Source organism: Marinobacter sp. G5_S1_61_S3 (assembly GCF_054968585.1).
On record NZ_JBQKUK010000018.1, the window covers coordinates 43,624 to 62,837 of the forward strand.

Annotated in this window: 19 protein-coding genes; all 19 read right to left on the reverse strand. The window is 57.6% G+C overall.

Annotated elements, in window-relative coordinates; translation table 11 throughout:
* Window positions 1-8: 8 nt before the first annotated feature.
* Entirely contained in the window at window positions 9-3,779 is a 3,771-nt protein-coding gene (locus ACTRWH_RS17070) for a DUF6701 domain-containing protein (protein ID WP_462826675.1), read from the reverse strand.
* On the reverse strand, window positions 3,776-4,189 hold the full coding sequence (locus ACTRWH_RS17075) for a pilus assembly PilX family protein (protein ID WP_462826676.1): 414 nt from the start codon (window positions 4,187-4,189) through the stop codon (window positions 3,776-3,778). The genes ACTRWH_RS17070 and ACTRWH_RS17075 overlap by 4 nt, the downstream gene beginning before the upstream one ends.
* On the reverse strand, window positions 4,179-4,958 hold the full coding sequence (locus ACTRWH_RS17080; RefSeq protein WP_036203405.1) for a PulJ/GspJ family protein: 780 nt from the start codon (window positions 4,956-4,958) through the stop codon (window positions 4,179-4,181). The genes ACTRWH_RS17075 and ACTRWH_RS17080 overlap by 11 nt, the downstream gene beginning before the upstream one ends.
* Complete coding sequence (locus ACTRWH_RS17085; RefSeq protein ID WP_085681641.1) at window positions 4,958-5,458, reverse strand: type II secretion system protein; 501 nt, start codon at window positions 5,456-5,458, stop codon at window positions 4,958-4,960. The genes ACTRWH_RS17080 and ACTRWH_RS17085 overlap by 1 nt, the downstream gene beginning before the upstream one ends.
* Entirely contained in the window at window positions 5,458-5,904 is a 447-nt protein-coding gene (locus ACTRWH_RS17090; RefSeq protein WP_462826677.1) for a prepilin-type N-terminal cleavage/methylation domain-containing protein, read from the reverse strand. Before ACTRWH_RS17090 ends, ACTRWH_RS17085 begins: the two co-directional genes overlap by 1 nt.
* 99 nt (window positions 5,905-6,003) lie before the next feature.
* Window positions 6,004-6,474: a type II secretion system protein gene (locus ACTRWH_RS17095; protein ID WP_085681643.1), complete on the reverse strand. Its 471-nt coding sequence runs from the start codon at window positions 6,472-6,474 to the stop codon at window positions 6,004-6,006.
* A 33-nt stretch (window positions 6,475-6,507) separates the two neighbouring features.
* Window positions 6,508-7,026 carry a prepilin-type N-terminal cleavage/methylation domain-containing protein gene (locus tag ACTRWH_RS17100; RefSeq protein ID WP_127402445.1) on the reverse strand — a complete coding sequence of 173 codons (519 nt, stop codon included), beginning with the start codon at window positions 7,024-7,026 and terminating at the stop codon, window positions 6,508-6,510.
* 25 nt (window positions 7,027-7,051) lie between these two features.
* Window positions 7,052-7,633, reverse strand: a complete 582-nt coding sequence (locus ACTRWH_RS17105; protein WP_051946555.1) for a hypothetical protein — start codon at window positions 7,631-7,633, stop codon at window positions 7,052-7,054.
* Complete coding sequence (locus ACTRWH_RS17110; RefSeq protein ID WP_462826678.1) at window positions 7,634-8,863, reverse strand: type II secretion system F family protein; 1,230 nt, start codon at window positions 8,861-8,863, stop codon at window positions 7,634-7,636.
* On the reverse strand, window positions 8,863-10,659 hold the full coding sequence (locus tag ACTRWH_RS17115) for an ATPase, T2SS/T4P/T4SS family (RefSeq protein ID WP_462826679.1): 1,797 nt from the start codon (window positions 10,657-10,659) through the stop codon (window positions 8,863-8,865). Before ACTRWH_RS17115 ends, ACTRWH_RS17110 begins: the two co-directional genes overlap by 1 nt.
* 3 nt (window positions 10,660-10,662) lie before the next feature.
* Window positions 10,663-11,841, reverse strand: a complete 1,179-nt coding sequence (locus ACTRWH_RS17120) for a tetratricopeptide repeat protein (RefSeq protein ID WP_085681644.1) — start codon at window positions 11,839-11,841, stop codon at window positions 10,663-10,665.
* On the reverse strand, window positions 11,838-12,677 hold the full coding sequence (locus tag ACTRWH_RS17125) for an ExeA family protein (protein WP_036203392.1): 840 nt from the start codon (window positions 12,675-12,677) through the stop codon (window positions 11,838-11,840). The genes ACTRWH_RS17120 and ACTRWH_RS17125 overlap by 4 nt, the downstream gene beginning before the upstream one ends.
* Window position 12,678: 1 nt before the next feature.
* A complete protein-coding gene (mshL, locus tag ACTRWH_RS17130; protein ID WP_036203391.1) occupies window positions 12,679-14,415 on the reverse strand; it encodes a pilus (MSHA type) biogenesis protein MshL in 1,737 nt (578 codons plus the stop codon).
* A complete protein-coding gene (locus ACTRWH_RS17135; RefSeq protein WP_085681645.1) occupies window positions 14,412-14,723 on the reverse strand; it encodes a hypothetical protein in 312 nt (103 codons plus the stop codon). The genes mshL and ACTRWH_RS17135 overlap by 4 nt, the downstream gene beginning before the upstream one ends.
* Before the next feature lies 1 nt (window position 14,724).
* Window positions 14,725-15,423: a type II secretion system protein GspM gene (gene gspM, locus ACTRWH_RS17140; protein ID WP_136633799.1), complete on the reverse strand. Its 699-nt coding sequence runs from the start codon at window positions 15,421-15,423 to the stop codon at window positions 14,725-14,727.
* Entirely contained in the window at window positions 15,420-16,028 is a 609-nt protein-coding gene (locus ACTRWH_RS17145) for a PilN domain-containing protein (RefSeq protein WP_127402090.1), read from the reverse strand. Before ACTRWH_RS17145 ends, gspM begins: the two co-directional genes overlap by 4 nt.
* Window positions 16,025-16,933, reverse strand: a complete 909-nt coding sequence (locus ACTRWH_RS17150) for a biogenesis protein MshI (protein WP_199480604.1) — start codon at window positions 16,931-16,933, stop codon at window positions 16,025-16,027. Before ACTRWH_RS17150 ends, ACTRWH_RS17145 begins: the two co-directional genes overlap by 4 nt.
* A 160-nt stretch (window positions 16,934-17,093) precedes the next feature.
* Window positions 17,094-17,621 carry a single-stranded DNA-binding protein gene (ssb, locus tag ACTRWH_RS17155; RefSeq protein ID WP_075195655.1) on the reverse strand — a complete coding sequence of 176 codons (528 nt, stop codon included), beginning with the start codon at window positions 17,619-17,621 and terminating at the stop codon, window positions 17,094-17,096.
* 58 nt (window positions 17,622-17,679) lie between these two features.
* A complete protein-coding gene (locus ACTRWH_RS17160; RefSeq protein WP_136633000.1) occupies window positions 17,680-19,050 on the reverse strand; it encodes an MFS transporter in 1,371 nt (456 codons plus the stop codon).
* Window positions 19,051-19,214: the final 164 nt, after the last annotated feature.

Genomic DNA, 19,214 nt, shown 5'->3' on the forward strand with positions numbered 1-19,214 from the left:
CCTTCCCGCTATTTTTCCTGCCAGTATATAACGCGGTCGTGGCCACGGTAGACGCCGAAGGTGGCCAGGGCTGAGGGCGCTTCGGCAGTACCATCCTCGTCTGAATCCTCGCGGAGCCACTCGTCAACTGTCCATGTCAGTCGATCTGTACCTTGGGAGCCGGTCGCCTGAAGCCGTAGTGGTCCGGCCTCACCCGCGGTATACGTGCCCGAATCCGAAACGAGTGTGTGGTGATTGGCAGCGCTCGAAATGGTGGCTGTCGTCCAGCTGGTGCAGTTATCGGCCGTATTGGTTACGTACCGCGAGCCATTCCAGTAATCCAGCCTGAAAGGCATCCGTAGCTCTTGAACATTTTCAGGACCATACACGTTGTCCATGGACAACCGGCCAAAACGGATGTCGAAAGCCGCTGCCGGTGAAAATTTATACGGCGCACCGTCGGCACTGACGCCATCAGCGTCGGTGATATCAGTCACACCATAGGTCAGAAGATGATTCGCTGGGCCGGGAAGGTCGGGTGGGGAAGGTGGCGGCGTAAGGGGGGCAACCCTCGCTTCAGGGACCTTCAGGTAACGAACGGTATCACCAGCAGCATAGTTGAACTGCAGAAGACCGGGCTCGGCCACCGACAGCTCCTCCCCTGGGGATACGTTGGTACTGACGTCAATGCTCTCATTCTCACGGTTCACTGCCGAGCTGTCTTCGACGGGAAAAGTTCGAATCACGTCCTCCTTGACCAGCTTCTGGAATCCGGGCTCGGTGTAGTTCCTGGTACGAGCTCCATCCATCGACAGGGCTTCAATTGTCAGTGTTGGCGCCAATAACCATGAAATGTCCTGCCCGGTGTAATTGAAAGGCGTTGGTGCACCGCAATGAGCGCCCAGTGCACCTTCGTCAATGGTGACGTTAAAACGATCGGGGTAAAAACGCCCCGTAGGTGCACTGGTGCCCTTAGGCACCGTTTTACCAAGATACCCACCGGTTACCGGCGTCGCTGTAAAACGGAACACGCCAACCTCTGACATCTTTACGCTGACCGTTTCAGTCGCATCCAATGACCGGGAATGGGAATAGCTAGAGGGCGACACAGTGCCATTGACACCACCCGAGGGCGCAACCAGTTCCGAGGCAATGGGGACCGTCAACATCCGGAAGTTAGGAGTAACAGGGTTTGCATCACATAGATCGGTGTCAGTGTCGCTCTGCCAGCCAACAGCGGTGATCGACAGATCAAAAGGCTCATCGGCCCTGACGAATACGTCACAAGAAGAATCGCCCGCCGCACACGCTCCTGCGCTACTGACACAAAACCCCGCCGGGACGCTGACAAAGGCATCTGAGCCTGGCATCGACAAGCCTTCGTCGTTATTCGCGGGTGATCCGTCATACCGGGCACCGAGGTCCAGACGCCCCGCATCCGGGTAGCTGACTTCAATCTCGGCGATACCGTCATCACCAAATGAGAGGTTCAGAGGTGTAGGCGCACTCTCGTCCCCACTGATATCCGTGTTGTTCACCGACAAGGGGCGATCAACAGGACGGCCTCCCGGGCCGGGATCCACATACGTTGACCAGAAATGGACTTCCCGCTCAGCGTTTTCAAACGCTGGAACACACGCTTGGCTTGTATCGTCCTGCCGTACGGCTTGAACCTGCACCGGGCCCGAAGGCTTGTGGGATGTCAGATCGGGAATATCAAAAGCCAGCCCTGACTCAAAAAACTCCAGCTTGCAGTTTTCAGAAGACAGAGGACTGCTGCCGCGCCGACACAGCGTTACGGATTGAGGACGAGTTGATGGCTGCGAGCCCACCACATCAAGGAAGACCTCACCGGCGACTGTGTTCTGCAATACGAACTCGCCCGTCCCACCAACAATCGTCACCGGATTGCCGCCCTGCCAGCCTTCAGTAGGCTCAAGCGTTGCCTCAACCGGGTCGGTAAAGAGTTCGTTGTCGTTACACCCTGCAGTGGCACAGGCACGGATGGTGACCGTTTCTGGCTGGCAGGTCAGCGCCACGCCATCATGAAGGATTTCAAAATGATCAACCTGGGCGCCCACCGGGTTCAGCTTGAGGGCGCACAACTGGAAGCCGTCCAGTTCATGGATATTGTTAGAACCGCCGGTGGAGCCCGTCAACGACAACAGGAAATTTTCTGGCACAGCGGGCTGCCCAGGTTCGTTCAGCGCATTAAAACTTTCCACAAGGATCTGGTAATTGTCACCAGTACCGGACACATCACGCTCCACCGATACCAGGGCCTCGCCGGAAACACGTGAATCTACGGTGACCCGGTAACGATGGGCAGACGGATTGTTTCCCGGCTGGTCAATACCCGGAGATACACTGCCGGTTCCCCGCAAATACCGGTACCCACCCTGCTCTGCCCCCCTGACGGCGACTGCATCCCGTCTGAATCCCGCCCCTCCAACACGGCCTTCGTTGGAGTTAGAAAAATTACCAAACTCATCAAGACCTATACCAAGCCACCCGCCGGCAAATCCCGGATCTCCATTACTCCTCTGGGCGTACCCCAGGGACCCGCCATAACTTCCAGGCTGAGGCGTCACCCTCGCATCAGAAAGTACGACTGCCAGACCATCCGCGCCATTTCCCCCATAGGCGTAGTAATCGAATTCAATGATCACCAGATTTTCCGCACCCGGAATCTCGCGCTGAATAGTTGCAGCCGTGGCCTGGTTAGAACGGGCTTCTGTCATACGAAGACGACCGTTCACAATACTTGGCGTGAAATTTCCTCTCGACACGGATGTCACCCAATCGTCTGCAGACAGGCTGCCATCAAGATAATCATCAGTGAAGCAGGTGAGCGCATCGTCGTCGCTCACATCCATAGTGATCGTGTCGCCACCATGCTCCTGCCACCCACCACAAAAGAAGCCTAAAAAACAGTTCCGGTACTCAACCGTTAACAGGACCGCGTACTGTCCTTCCGTATCGAACGTATCTGTCCGGATAAGCGGCGACCTTGAGCAGCTGGATGATCCAGATACAGACTGAGCCACCTGCTGTCCATCGACCAACCATGTTTCACGCCAGTCCTGAGTCGAGAGAGTCGGCACTGGAGGGCAACCTGCCACATCAGCAGAAAACGAAACGCTATCGTCGACGCCTATCGACACTGGGCCCACTGACTCACCGTTGGCCGACAAATCCACGGGCCCCGCTGCTCCTGAATCACACAGCCCTTCCAACAGGTCCGTATTGACGTCAGAGTCAGAAAACTCTACGTCTCTGTTTCCAGTGGAAATCGCCCCTCCGGCGGCTACAGCACCGTCGATGTAGACGTTGTTCCCAATCGACGCCGAGTCAGCTGCGTATATCAGACCATTAATCACAACCCGGTTGTTTGCACTATTCCCGCCACCTGCAATGCTGAGGCTTCCGCGCACAACAATAAGCAGTTGGTCCGGAGAGCCGGATTCGTTCAACCGAGTGCCGCGATCAATTGTCAGGTTGCCGTTGACGAATATGACCTTTTGCGCCCCGGGCTGAAGCACAAGCTCATAGCTAGGTCCTGGCTGAGAGGAGACATATTCCTCACCTCCCAATTGGGGAACTCCTGAGGGAGGCCAGGTTCCGTTGGCCCAGTTCACACCGGTAAGGTCAAGGGTGTTTCCCGATGCCTGCAGGTTGTCATTGACACCATCCGGTTGACTGAACACATCGCTACATTGTGCCGCATACGCCAATGGAGCAATCATCGAACACAGAACAATAACCACGATCCGTGGTAACTCGCGCAGAACAGACATCATCGTACACGCACCTCTACCACCCTGGTTGATTCATCCGGCCCAGCACCGCATTGCCCGGTACTGGTTATGGTATACACCGTGTTGCCACCGGAACCGCCAATACTGGCCGTTACCGACTCGCAGGTCATGCGGGAACGACAGCTTTGCAGTCCGACTGCATCATTAAAAACCAGTGGGCTGTTCAGCCCAGCGCAGTCGGAGGCCTCGAGCACGTCACGAACCGCGACCTGCGCACCGCTCTCAGCCGCAAAGAATGCCCGCTGTGACTGAATCTGCAGGCTGACTGACTCACCGCTGATCTGCTGCATCTGAGACATGCCCAAAACCAGCAGCGACAGCACGGTGATAACAAAGAGGGCAACGGGCAGGCCTGCACCAGCCTGATGATGTCGAGATCTGTCAGGGAACATTGCGGATCTGTACCTCCTGACTGATGGCGGTGGACTCTCCGGTTCCAGTATCTTCCAGCACCAGACGGAAGGACACTACCGCACCACGCTGCAAGGTAGGGGGCGTAACCTCAAACAACAGTGATGCCGCCTCAAGGTTTGCTGCCAGGACCTCGCGCCCCGGATACGCGATTGGCAAGCCGGACGCCACCGGCTCGTTGATACCGTAGTTTCTGTATCGGTATAGCCAGCGGCCAGACTGGCAGAGTGCTACCGGGTCACCAACAACATAAAATCGCTTCTCAGGCGATTTAGCGGAAAAACGATGGGGCGAGTCCAGAGTGACCGTCACCGGTGAAGCACCGGCAGGCATAGTCGCCAACGGCGACACCGGGCCGGGATTGGTCACATCGTAGAGATTACTGCCGTATCCATAGACCACAACCCGGCCCCTTGCGGAACCTCCATCCGGAAGCGGCACCGCTTCAAACGAATCAGGAGTCGGCCCGCCGGGCAAATTCTCGTAGTTCGACGCAGCAATGATCGGCATCCATTCAATACAGGAGCCGCTCGAATTGGTCCGAACCGAAGTCGGCAGGGCTTCCCTCAGCCCCCGGCTGATATGCTCGCTGACAACCACGCCAGTAAGCGCCCGCTGCTGACGAGATCCCACATCAATGGCACCACGGGTGGAGAGTGCTACAAACTGCACCGAAATCGTAGCAACAATAGCGAGCAGAACGATCACGATGACCAGCTCCACAAGGGTAAACCCTGCCACACGCCTCATCAGAAATTTGCCCTGTAGGCCGAAAATGAAAACGATTGCCCTCCCGGAGCAAGAACCGTTAGATCGACCCTTTTGGCCTCAGAACCGGGGAGTCCCACATCAGCACCAGCACAAACCACCGAAACTGAAACTGAAAAGCCCGCATAGCCATCAAGAACTTCACCATCGTTATCGCGGGCGTTTTTCGGCGGGCTATCCGTCAAGTCGTTGTAGTCATCGACGTCATCGTAGGTACCGCGTTCTTCACCAGGTTCTGCTCCTATATTGCAGCCGCCTGAATATTTCGGCATACCTCCCTGAGGCACTGAGTCGTCGTACTTCCGGGTAATGATTTCATCCATGTACAGCTGTGCAAGCTCTACGGCCCGGGTCTGGTTCAAGGGATCAGCGCTGCGACCACTGATAAGGGCGAACGCTCCCACCACTCCGGCAATGGCCACACTGATAATGACAATGGTCATCACCAGCTCCACCAGGGTGGCACCGCGCTGGTCAGACATCACAGCTGACATCTCCCGCGATAGACCGCACCGAGGGAACTCAGGCAGGATTCAAAGGTGCTGTCGCCAGTAAAGGCAAACTCGATATTGGTCCCGGCCCCTGGTGAACCGTCTGCTCCGAATGTCACCGTCAGTGGCAAGCCACTAGCAACAGACAAAGACGTTTCCGCCCGTGGCAGCTCAAACGTCCTCGCCCCGACGGTAAACCGGAAGTGCTCTGCACTCTGTGAAATGGTCAGACTGTTAGAAGAGTTGCCTGCCAACGCTGCTTGTTGGGCAAGCAGCGTTGCAGAGGCAAGTTGTTGGGTAGCCAACAAGGGAGAAAAGGCGGAGCGGCTGGCAAACAGGCCAACACCCAGAGCGGAGAGAACCCCGATCAGGATGATGACCATGACCAACTCAACAAGGGTGAACCCCGATGACATCGGGGCGATTCTTTTTCTCATGCCCCACTCCCGGATTGCCCGTATCCCCAGCGCAGCACGCAGGTCGGGTTAGTAAAAGCGTAATCCGACCTATGATGCGTGTCTAAACAACGTCTGTAGTTAACAACCGTCCGCATCAAAGCCAGACGTCTGGCCGGTCGTCGGATCATACGAGAAGATGCATGAAGCTGCGGTGGTTGCCCCGACAGGAGAAACTGTCGCAGGATCGGCCGCCACGTCAGTGCCGTCTGTCAACGTATAGTCTTCGGTTGACAATTGTGCTGCAGCGCCAATACCAGCCGCATCCGATGTCGGATATCCTTCTGGAGACATGGTCACAGTTGTCGACCCTTCCAACTCGACGCTGCCTGTACTGCCCTGAGCAAGCCATTTTGAATGAGCAATGGCCGCAGCAGATTTCACACTGCCCTGCGCACCTTCCAATGTCGCCCTCCTTGCGTCACTCCCCAAATCCGCAAACCTAGGCAACGCAAACGCCGCCAAAATACCCAGAATTACAATCACCATTACCAGTTCAATAAGGGTGAAACCTTTCTCTTTTCTTGCGGCCATCTGGTTCATCATATTCATGGTCTTCTCCTGCTTTTGCTGCTTTAAAATGGATTAATTGATAACCCGAATTACTTCGCCGCTGTCGGCGTCGTATTGAATGTTGTCTGTGCCACCATTGAGGTTGTACTCGTAGGTACAAACGGACCCGCTTGCGGTTACTGTGTAATCCGTTGTGTCGCCGGAGGTTGCCACGGTCGGCGCGTTTGACTGCATCAGGGCCAGCCAGAGGTTTTGGCACTCTGTGGCACTCATGGCGGTCGGGTCGGTGTTGCCACCTACGCCCGTTGGCCAACCGTCAGCACTCACGTCGACGTTTTCCTCGCCAAAGCCGGGCAGATTAGTTTGTGCGCCAGCGGCGCCACGGGCGGTCCACTGGGCACGAACCAGTGCAACAGCAGCGGCGTAGGCGCCCGAAGTGCCCTGGATGCTTGCCCGGTGGGCCTCGTCCGACAGTTCGGCGAACCTTGGCAACGCAAAGGCTGCAAGAATGGCGAGTATGGAGATCACCACCACCAGCTCAATCAGGGTAAACCCCTTTGTCTGGTGCGCTTTTAGTGTCATTGCCCTCATAGCGTGGCCTCCCTGAGGCTTGTTATCAATGTTCGGCACGATCATTCTGCGTCTCCACCGGCTGCAACCTCAGCCCGGACTGGAGATCCTGTCCATCGAGGCGTCCGTTGCCGTTCCTGTCCGTGAACTCGACCGCCACAACCCAGGCCATGGGTGTGTCGCCGCTTCCCTGCCTGTCTCCAAGGGTTATCGGCTGGCGTGGTTGAAATATAACCTGTCCCTGCGCGCCTGCCGTGTCTTTTTTGTAGCCTTTATCGCCGGTTTGTAACGGCTTGAAACACCACCTGCCGGGCTCCGGCAGCCCGTCATGACAAATCCCATCATACCGGGCCGGTTCTGATCCAAACCATTCGAAAGGGTTTCCGCCCGACCAGGCCCTGAAGTCGGCCCCTTCCTGCAGGCGAATCTCTGCCCCTTTTACGACCAGCACACTTCTGATCTGGTTGATCATCAGCCGTGTACCTTGTTGTTCCGCCCTGCCGGCTTCCCGCTCTACAACTCCCAGTAATACCCACCAGAGGGTAAAAAGGATGCACAGGGCCACCAGAAACCTCAGGCGATGTGAATTGGTCAGCACCGACATCGCCGAATACTTCTGGCCGGTCATTCACCCACGCCCCATGGCGGCCGCTCCCAGGTCCCATATGGGCAGGAACACGCCCAGTGCAAGAATGAGAACCAGGATACCCATGGCCACGATCAGTATCGGTTCGATGGATTCCGCCAGCCGCTTGAGGCCGTAGTCCACGTCTTCATCGTAAAAGTCCGCCACGTTCACGAGCATGTCGTCCACCGAACCGGTTTCCTCACCCACCGCAATCATCTGCAAGATCAGCGGCGTGAACATATCGCTCTGCCGGGCTGTCCGCAGCAGGCTTTCACCGCGTTCGATACCGATCCGCATCTCCTTGATGTGCTTGGATATCCAGGCGTTATCCGTGGCGTCTGCAACCACGGTCAACGCATGGGTCACGGGCATACCCGCAGACAGCATACTGGCGAAGTTACGGGCAAACCGGCTTAGGGTAATCAACTCCAGCAGCGGTCCGATAATAGGCATTTTCAGTTTGTAGCGGTCCCAGGTCAGGCGTCCCTGGTCGGTGTTTTTCCACTGCCTCACCAAAAGCGCCGTTGCAGCCATACCGAACAGTACGATGTACCAGTAGCCCAACAGGAAGTTTGAGGTACCAACAAGTACCTGGGTCAGGAATGGCAGGTCGGCACCCAGTTTGCTGAAGACCGCCGAAAACTTCGGAATCACCAGGAAGTTCACAACCATCAGCGCCCCAAACAGGGCAATCATCACGAAGGTGGGGTAACGCATGGCTTGTTTGAGACGCCGCTTGGTGTCCCGCTCCAGCTCGAGGATCTCAGACAACCGCTTGAAGGCGTCGTCCAATTGCCCGGTGTTCTCCCCCACATGGATCATGGCGATAAACAGATCCGGAAACACCTTGGGATGCGCCTGCATGGCGGTAGCCATCGTGGAACCGGCCTCAAGGCGATCCGTTACGTCGTCCAGCACTTCGCTGAGCGCGGGCGAGCGCGTCGTGTCCGCCAGGCCACGCATGGTTCGTATCAACGGGATGCCCGCCTTGGTCAACGCATGCATCTGACGGCAGAACACGATCAGTTCGTCCAGGGTGATTTTCTTGCGGAACAGCGGCAAGTTGTTCAGCCGGTCGCCGATGGATTCGCCTTGTGCCTGCTCATGGATCGCCAGGGGTGTGATGCCCCGCCGCATGAGTTCAGACGCTGCCGCCTCGGGGCTCGGCGCAGCCAGCGCACCCTGTTGCACGGTTCCTCTGCTGTCCTTACCCCGGTACGTAAACTGCATCAGACACCTCCCTCATTGGGAGCAGGGTTGTCGGCGCCGCCATCACCAGAGGATTGAGAGAGCACCGGCACCTCATCCAGGGACACGTCGCCCTCAGAGGTCGCCGCCACCCGGGCCACTTCTTCCAGAGTGGTCACGCCCTGCAGTGCAAAATCCATGGCACAAAGACCAAGCGGCCGGTAAAGGTGGCTCCTGCGCGCTTCCCGGGTGAAACCGGCGATGTCCTGGCGGCGCAGTGCGTCCAGCATCGCCTCGTTCATTTCCAGCATTTCGTACACACCCAGACGCCCCCGGTAACCACTGTTGCTGCACTGGTAGCAACCGCGACCATGTACAAACCCGGCCTCCAGGTCGAGCGGATCAAGATCGAACTGGTTCAGCCAGACTTTTTCCTGACTGGTGGGCTCGTAGGCCTCGCGACAGTTCTCACAAACCTTGCGCACCAGCCGCTGGGCAACAACGCCAAGCAGGGAACTGGCCACCAGGAAAGGCTCCACGCCCATATCAATCAGTCGCATGGCGCTGCTGATGGAGTCGTTGGTGTGCAGCGTCGAGAGCACCAGATGGCCGGTCATCGCCGCACGCAGGCCAATCTCGGCGGTTTCATGGTCCCGCATCTCGCCCACCAGGATCACGTCCGGGTCCTGGCGCAGCGCGGCGCGTAGTACACTGGCGAATTCCAGGCCGATTTTCGGGTTTACCTGCACCTGGGTAATGCGCGGCAGCCGGTACTCCACCGGGTCTTCTGCGGTGATGATTTTGACTTCCGGACGGTTGAGTTCGGTTAGCGCGCCATAAAGGGTTGTGGTCTTACCGCTACCGGTCGGGCCGGTGACCAGGATCATGCCATGGGGCTTCTTGATCATACGGCGGAAGTTTTCGAGCAGCGTTTCCGGCATGCCGGTGACGTCCAGGTTCAGCATGCCCTGGCTCTGGTCCAGCAAACGCATGACCACCGACTCGCCGTACTGAACCGGCATGGTGGAAACCCGCACATCGATGCTGCGGCCCTTTACGCGGATATTGAAGCGGCCATCCTGGGGAATCCGCTTCTCGGAAATGTTCAGGCCAGCCATCAGTTTAAGGCGTAGCACCAGAGCGGAGTTAACCCGCTTTTCCTTCATCACCTGTTCCTGCAGCACGCCATCCACCCGTTGGCGAATACGTACCACAGTCTCATCAGGTTCAATGTGAATATCGGAGCTGCGGGCCTGCACGGCATCTTCAAACAGCGTCTGCAGAAGCTTTACCACAGGTGCTTCCGCGCTTTCAGACTCGGCGCTGAGGTCCGCCAGGTCAAAGGCGTCGTCGCCCAGTTCGTCTTCCAGTTCTTCCGCCAGCGAGGCAATTTCGTCAGTACGGCGATACACCAGATCGAGGGTATTCAGCAGTTCGCTTTCCCGCACAACGGCCTGCTTGATCGGCTGTTTCAGCACCCGCACCAGTTCGTCGTAGGCGAAGATGTCGAGCGGGTCGGCCATACCTACCAGCAATTCGCCGCTCTGTTCCGCCAATACGATGCTGCGGAAACGGCGGGCCATGGCTTCCGGCAGCTTCTTGACCAGCTCGTTATTGAACTGGAAGTGGCGCAACTGAACGAATGGCACATCCAGTTGGCGTGACAGGATGTTGAGGAGGTTGTCCTCTTCCACATAGCCCAGATCGATCAGGGTACGGCCCAGCTTGCGTCCGGTATTTTTCTGCTCACGCAAGGCGGTCATCAACTGTTGCTCAGTGATGACGTCGTTCTGGACCAGCAGGTCGCCTATGCGGATTTTTTTCTTTGCTTCAGCCATGGATCATCCTGCCCGCAATGCCTGCAGGCGTTGCTGTACGTAGTCGGCCAACGACCGGGGCAGCCCCGGAAGTTCGGCTGCCTGCTGGTAGGCCCTGGCCGCTCCGGCCTGCTCGCCCTGTGTCTCGAGGGAAATTGCCAGCCCCACCCACCATGGAGCCTGGCTGTCATCCCAGGCAATCAGTGCCGCCCAGTGCCGGGCGGCTTCTGCACTGTCACCCTGTTGTTGCAGCAACGTTGCCAGCGTAACGCGGTATTCGGCATGTCCTTCCACAGGCGGAATGCTCGACGTCAGTGTGTTGAGGGCCGCACCCAGATCATTGTTGGCGTGCAGGGCCCTTGCTCTCAGCAAACGCAAAGCCGTGTTTTGTGCGGTAACCTCCGCGGGCAGCCAGCCAAGGGCCTGATCCTGTTTGCCATCAACCAGCAATGCCCTGGCAACCACATAGCGGCTGCGGGGGGCGTCCTGCTCCCGGGTCAGGGCCGCAAGACGGCGCTCTGCGTCGGTAATACGGCCCTGCGCCACCAATTTTTCCAGCTCCCTCGCAGTGCTGCGATCGGTCGCAGCCGGCGTTTCCGGCACCTGTTTCACGTCAGCAATGGCAGTCTTTTCTGGTTCCGTTTCCTTAGCTTCTGTTTCTGCCTCTTTCTCTGGCTCCGTCGATGACGGTTCAACCTTTTCCCTTTTCGCCACCGAGGCAGGGGGCGACTGGGCTGGCTCCTGCTCCGTGGTATCAGGTTCCGTGGTTTCCGGTGACAACGGCTCTGGTGCCGGGTTTTGAGACGCGGGTGTCCGCGGTGTGGATGCTTGTATTTGAACCGGTTCCGGCTCAGCCATTGCGGGCGACGACACGGCCTTCACCGCTTCTGCTGGTTCTTCGGGCTCCGCTCGCGAAACGTCAGCGGCAACATCGCTTACCTTGGCTTGACTTGGTTCATCTGCCGAGGGCGCAGTATCGGTAGAGGGAACTGACGCGAGTTCTGCGGGGGCAGAAGAGGAGTCGATGGAGAGCAGCCAGTAGCCGCCAAGGCCAGCGACTACGATCGCCAGAACCACCAACACGCTCACCAACGCACGCTTGCGATTGCCAGCCTGCGCCTGACCTCCCGCATAGACTCCGGGCGCCACAGGCCGATCCTGGCGCTGTTCGGCGGCCCGCAGAGCATCATTGAGCAAACTCATAGCCACCTCACCAGAAGGTTGGGCACGCGGGCGCTGTCAGTGTCCCTGACTGCTTGCATCACGTGCCAGCGGCTGACCTGTTGGTCGCCCCGGCCCCACGCTGACAACAGGGACTTATGGGCGATAATATTGACCAACCGCGGGATACCGCCGGATGAGCGGGAAATCAAACGCAGTGCGGAGGGTGCAAACAGGTCACCGCCGTTGTACCCGGCCTGGGACAGGCGGTGCCTGAGGTACTGTGCTACCGACACCTTATCCAATGGTGCCAGGCGATACTGAAAGGTAATCCGCTGCCGTAGCTGCCTCATGCTGTCTCGTTGGAGTATCTGGTCCAGTTCCGGTTGTCCGAATAGCACCACTTGCAATAGCCGGGTACTTTCGGTTTCCAGATTGGTCAACAGACGCAGCGCCTCGATGGTTTCCTCGGGCATGGCCTGGGCTTCATCAATCACCAGCACCACCTGGCGTTGCTCCATGGCCAGCGCAATCAGGCGCTCGTTCAGAGCTTTCAGTATCTGGTGGGTGTTGGCGCAACTCGCAACGTCCACACCCAGCTCCTCCGCCACAGCCTCATAGAGGGTCTCCGGTGTCAGGTGCGGGTTGGGAATGTAGGCCGTATGGGCGTCCTGCTCCAGCTCATTGAGCAACAACCGGCACAGCAGGGTTTTGCCGGTACCAACCTCGCCGGTGATTTTTATAAAGCCTTCCCGTTCACGCAAGGCCACCAACAGCAGTTCCAGCGCATCGCTGTGGCTACGTGCCCGGAGGAAATACCGGGTGTTGGGCGTCAATGCAAACGGTGCTTCCTGCAGTCCGAAATGAGCTTCGTACATGCTAGCGCCTGGCTTTCTCCGGTTGGGGTTTCACAGATTCGGAAGACTCCAGCAGTTCCCGCAGAACCCGCATCCGGTCGCGACTGGCCGATACATCCGCATTCATCTGCTGGCTGCCGGCAACCACGGGGCGCAACAGGATGACCAGCTCGCTCTTGCGAGACTGGAACCGTCGCTGTTTAAACAATTCTCCCAACAAGGGAATTTCACTGAAGAAGGGCACTGCCGAGTTGTTGTCCTCGCTGGTGTTCTGGATCAACCCGCCGATCACTACAATCTGGCCACTTTCGGCACGGATCACACTGTCGGTCTCGCGAACCGTGCTGAGCGCCAAAGGCAGTGTAACGTCCCGGTCGCCCACCGTGATCACCTTCTCCTGATCATTCACCTCGCTCACGGAGGGGTGCACATGCAGGGTAATGGCGCCGTCTTCTGAAATCTGTGGGGTAACGTCGAGCGAAATCCCGGAGAAAAACGGGGTCAGTTCCACTGAGGTGGAGGTCCGGTCAGTGGCTGTCACTGCCGAGTTGTTGTCGTCGAAGTCGATGTCCGTTACGAAAAACTCGTCGGTGCCAACCTTGATCACCGCTTTTTGATTATTGATGGTCGAAATTCGGGGGCTGGAGAGAATCTGCACATTGCCCTGCTCGCCCAAAAGTTCAATAAGCGCCGTGAAGGTTCCTTCCCGGAAGGTCGCCGAAAACAAGCCCCCAATATCGGAGGTCCGTATCGCCTGCCCCGCCAGCGATTGGGCTGTGAACTCGGCCGGCAAGCCATCGCTCGCTGTTACCGAGGAGGCACTCTGAATATCAGACCAGTTAACCCCTTGCTGATAGCCTTCATTCAGACCAATCTCCAGAATCTTGGCTTCCAATACCACCTGCCGCTGCATGATCAACTGAGTTCGGCGAAGGTACTCTTCCACCTGCGCCAGGGACTTTCCATCGGAGCGCACCATCACCAGTCCGGCGCCGGGGTTGATGATCACCTGATTACCATTCTCCGATCCTACGATCATTTGCAGCGCGCGCTGAATATCGGTCCAGAAATCGGACTCGGTCTCGGTGGAGATGCGAGTGCCAACGAGATTCGCCGTTGAAGTGTTGTCGGAATTGTCCTGCGACGCGCCCGCACCGGTTGAATTGTCACGTGAACTGCTGACCTGCCCTGAACTGACACGGGTTTCAGAGCCGCCACTGCGCTTGAAGTGCAGGTAGTCGATCGGGAACATCCGAGTCTGGACGCTTTCGGCCTTTACCTGAAACAGTCGCCCGTTGCGCTGAATATCCAGGCCATAGAGGTCACTGGCGATATCCATAACTTCGGGAACAGTTACGTCCCGGAGCCTCAGGTCAACAACCGCGTCAACACCGGGGTGAACCACCACGTTATACCGGCTACCCTCCACCAGTGCTTCGAAGAACGGGCCGGCAGCAAGGCCACGGGCATCGACATCGAACCGTTCCTCATCATCCGTGTCAGCAGACAGCGACGGCATCAGGGCCGCACTGACTTCTTCCGGAACACCTGCCCGTGCGGCCTGTTCCCGCTCGGCACGCTGCAACGCGGATTTGGCTTCGGCCTCCGCCAGCGCGTCATCAATCGACTGGGCAGCGTCCGTCGAGGTGGCCTGGCTGGTGCGCATCAGCGGGTTATTGCTGCAGGCGGCCAGTGACGTTGCCAGCAGCACGGTCAAAAACGTTCGATTCAGTGTCATAGCAGCTCGTTTGTCTGTCATTGCGAACTCCGCACTTGCGGAAGGGGGTCCAGGCGTAGAACCCGCACTCTTCCCTGATCAACCAGCTCAACCCGGTCGGGGTAAATACGCCGAATGCGAACCCCCTCAAACGCCTGCCCTTCCCTGCGGGCCTCTCCATCGATAACCGCCAACCTGCGATTATTGCCAATAAATATCGACGCCAGTGAAAACTCCCTCGCCGGTTCTGACTGTGGCGCACTGCCTGAAAAGCCGCTCGGCCGGGTTGGATCCTCAAGGGCAAAGGCATACCCTGCAGCCAACATCAATACGATCAGCAACACCCTCATTTCAGACTCCCAACCATGCACGGTCCAGGCTCAGTGTCCTGACCCGAACCCGGATCTCGTTGTGCGGATACTCGCTGACATCATAGTCAAGCAGCACCCAACCGAGGCGGGCGTCCATGGCTTCAAGGGTCTCGAGGTAAGACAGCACGTCCATATAGCCTCCACGAATGGCAATTTCCGCATCGTGTGCGAACAGCAGCGGCTCACGGGTTTCATTGTCGTCATTGCTGTTAGTGTCTTCTGGCGTGCCAGGACCGTCCTCAAATACGGGCACAGGCGGCATCAATTCAACACCCAGTAGCTCAAGTTCTTCCTGGGCCGCCAGGATGTCCCGCAATAATCCCACCATGGCCCTCGGCGCGATCAGCCGTCCGGTGGTTTCGGCCAGTTCCTCATCGAGTTGGTCAAGACGCTGCTGGCGCGCCGCGAGCCTGTCCCGAATTTGTTGGGACGGGTCGGAGGACAAGCGCGCAGTCAACACCTGTTGTTGCTCAAGCAACGACGCCTGAGTGTTGGCCAAAGAATCCAGGCGGGACTGGAGCTGGTCGTTGCGGCCCATCACAGGCGCTACACACAATTCCCAGCCAACAAAAAGAACCAGGACCACGGCGGTTACAGTAATCATTGCCCGCTCGCGAACAGGACGGTCATCGAACCAGGCTGTGCCTCTATCAAACTGCTGACGAAAAGCCTGATTCATTCAGCACCCTCCCAGTTCCTGTCCGTGGCAACCTGAAACTCAATCCAGCGCCCGTCTTCCTCTCGGTCAAGCCGAAAGCTGCCGAAGGTCTTGCCCACGAAGGCGGGCTCCCCGCTAAGCTTTTCGAGGTATATCGGCACAAGCCGTCCAGACTGCGACCTGCCTGCCAAAGCAACATTCCCCTGATGACCGTCCAGACGGATGTGCGTCAGCCAGAGTCCTTGCGGCACCTGTCGGGCTAATGCCGACAGCTGCGTTGAAAATCCCGCTGCTTCGCTGGCCACCAGGTCCTCCACACGACTCAGCAATCGCTGCCTTCGTGCCAACGTCGCGGTTACACGCTCAAGGGCGGCTTCAACCTCAGGGTCGGGTTGGCGGGCTTCCGCCTCAGTGGTCAATTGTTCCACCGCACGCTGTAGCTGATCATTCTGTGCCTGCCGAGAATCGACCTGCGCCTGCAAGTGCGACGCCTGATATCGGACACCCCCTGCGGAAACCACAATCACAACCAGCGCCAGGGCCAGAATGGACAACGCCATCCGGGCCTGCAGTTTTTCCTTTCGGGGACGCAGTTCATCGGTATAGAGGTTGACCTGCTGGATCATTTTGCCCCCTTGCCGGTCGGTACCAGACTTGCGCCCCAGGCAACCAGGCAGCGGCTGTCCAAGGGTTGATCAAGACCGTAAGGCGACCAATCCAGCGTTTCAACGGTGGCGGCCACATAGGAGGCAAGCATGGAGGGCAATGGCATGAGGTTGTCACGCGCCACCAGGCGAATGACGGCAGGGGGCACTTGCCCCAACTGGCTTTCGTAATAATCGAGGGAGCGTTGCATCTCAAGGGCCAAAGACTGCACGGCATTTTCCTGCCGCGCTGCATCCCGGAGGTCATCCGAAGTCACGTCCAGCCGTCGCGACAGGTACAGTGTTTCGCCTTTACAGACGATCATCTGCCCGAACCGCTCGCGCATGTGCACCACGGCCGCCCCCCGATGATCGGGATCAATACGGGGCACCAGGTTACGCAGAGCCAACTCGGCGATATCAATGGAAATCAACGCCAGATCGCATGCCTCGACCAGTGCAACCAGCTCACTAATGAGAGACTTTCTGGCGGCAACCACGTTAACCAGGTCCCCGCGGCCACGGGAAGCATCTTCCGGAAACGGAAATACATCGCAGACTGCATCGGACGGATTGAAATCGAGAATGTCCTTGAGTTTCCACTTCAGGGCATCACCAAGCTCCGAGTCTTCAACGCCCTCAGGGCGCTCCAACTGGAACACCTGGTATTGATCCATCGGTAAAACCAGAGTGGTATCGACACCGGCCCAGGCGCGCTCGCCGACTAATGCACGGAGAACAGACTCCCGCTTTGCCGGCAAGCAATCGGCAAAAGCCGCGCTACCTCCGGATTCCGCCCACGCGATGCCGTCAGGACGAATTTCCAGATAGATCTGCTGCCGTTTATCGGAACGATTCAGAAAGCTTTTAATAAAGCTCAGGGCCACTCGAAAGCCTCGATGCCTAAAAAATGGACGATTCTTATAGTGACTTTAATAGTAGTTGAAAAAGTAAACGTAATTCCATGTTTTATTGTTCTATTTCACTGCTTTTTGCAACTCGTTAACAGAAAAGCCCCCGCTTGGCGGGGGCTTTTTGTAACTAACCCTAGAAGGGTATGTCGTCGTCGAAGTCATCAACCGGTTCCGGCATGCTGCCTTGTGACGGCTGACTGTAGCCCCCGCCTCCGGATTGCTGCCCAGACGGGCCCGCGGCTGCTGGCGCGGCATTGCCCGCTTGCTGCGGACGGCCAGCGGGAGCACCTTGGCTCATGCCGCCGCCTTCGCCACCACGACTGTCGAGCATCTGCATCTGGCCGTTGATGTCCACCACTACCTCGGTGGTGTAGCGATCCTGACCATCCTGCCCCTGCCACTTGCGCGTCTGTAACTTACCCTCGATGTAGACCTTTGAGCCCTTACGCAGGTACTGACCAGCCACCTCGGCAATCTTGCCGAACATCACAATCCGGTGCCACTCGGTTTTCGGCACCAACTGGCCTGTTTGCCTGTCCTTGTAACTTTCATCGGTTGCAAGGTTGAGGTTCACCACCGCATTGCCATTCGGGGTATAGCGGGTTTCCGGGTCCTGCCCCAGATTCCCAATCAGAATAACCTTGTTTACGCCTCGTGCCATGATCTGCTCCTGACTCTGTTTTCAGGGATGGCCTGCCTTCCGTGCAGACCTCCGAATTTCAAGATTGGCTGCCCTGCCGGACAAATGAAAAGCCCGCAAGCGACAGTTCATCAAATGTTTGACGATCCACCTTCAGGTAGGCAGTTTCCGCCTCCTCCAGAATGACAACATCCTGCACCCCGGGGATGCTTCTCAGCGTGTCATCAATCTCATCAAACTGACTGTAAACCACAGGCTGCAACTGTACCACGAAACTGGTGGTATGGCCCGGGGTCGACATCGTCAACGCCACCGCGAGCCATATCAGCAGCGCACCTACCATAAACCAAAGCACGCCCTGAAGACCCAACTGCTCGAGCAGAATACCACCAACCGCCCCACCCAGAAATGCCCCAAAAAATTGCGACGTGGAATAGACCCCCATAGCAGTGCCTTTTGCCGCTGCCGGCGATTCTTTGCTGACCAGAGACGGCAAACTGGCCTCCAGCAGGTTAAACGCCATAAAGAAGAAGAACAGCACCCCCCAGGCCATCGCAAGCCCACCACCAAGCGCGCCAACACAAGCGGTTGATAGGGCAAGCAGCGCGATGGCACCACAAAAAACAGGTTTCATCCGGCGCTTTTTCTCCCCAACGATAATAAACGGCACCATGGCAAAGAAAGAGGCCACCATAACCGTCAGGTAGAACCACCAATGTGACGAAGCGGGAAGCCCCAGCCGATTCTGAAGCAGGGTTGGAAACACCAGGAACATCGCGGTCAACACCAGGTGTAATGCAAAAATTCCGAAATCCAGCCTCAGCAGTCGGCCATCAGACAGGACGGTTTGCAACATTGCCCTGGCCGGATGGGTATCCGCACTGGACTTGTGCTCATGGGGTGTTGGCACCACACGATTGACGATCATTATTGCCACCAACGCGAGTACGGCCGTGGCATAAAAAATGCCGGACAAACCAGAGACAGCCCCCAGCAAGGGCCCCAGAACCAGCGATACGGAAAATGACAGGCCGATGGAGATGCCGACCGTTGCCATAGCCTTGGTCCGCTCCTCCTCCCGCGTCAGATCACTCAATAACGCCATCAAAACACTGGCGATGGCGCCCGCGCCCTGAAGAATCCGACCAGCGATTACAACGTATATGGAGTCTGTAGAGGCTGCCAGCAAACTGCCTGCGGCGAAAAGTACCAGCCCGATGTAGATCATCCGTTTACGGCCAACGCGATCAGACAGCATGCCAAACGGAATCTGCAGCAGCGCCTGGCTCAGACCATAGGCACCGATGGCCAGACCAATCAGCGCCGGTGTTGCGCCGTCAAGATCACTGCCAAGAAGCACGAACACTGGCATCACCATAAAGAGCCCAAGCATCCGCATGGCATACACAGATGCCAGTGCTGCAACAGAGCGTCTTTCCAGTGAATTCATGAGATGCCTGACCTGTTACGGTGTCCGGAAACGAGGGTTCAGAAGGGGCACATGCCCTTCAGGAAATCGCCGCGCATTGTAACAGAAGCCATGCAGGCAGGGCATTGTGCATTTACCTGCTTAAAAGTCCCGGGCACTTGGCCGGCCGGGGGCCAAACACGGTA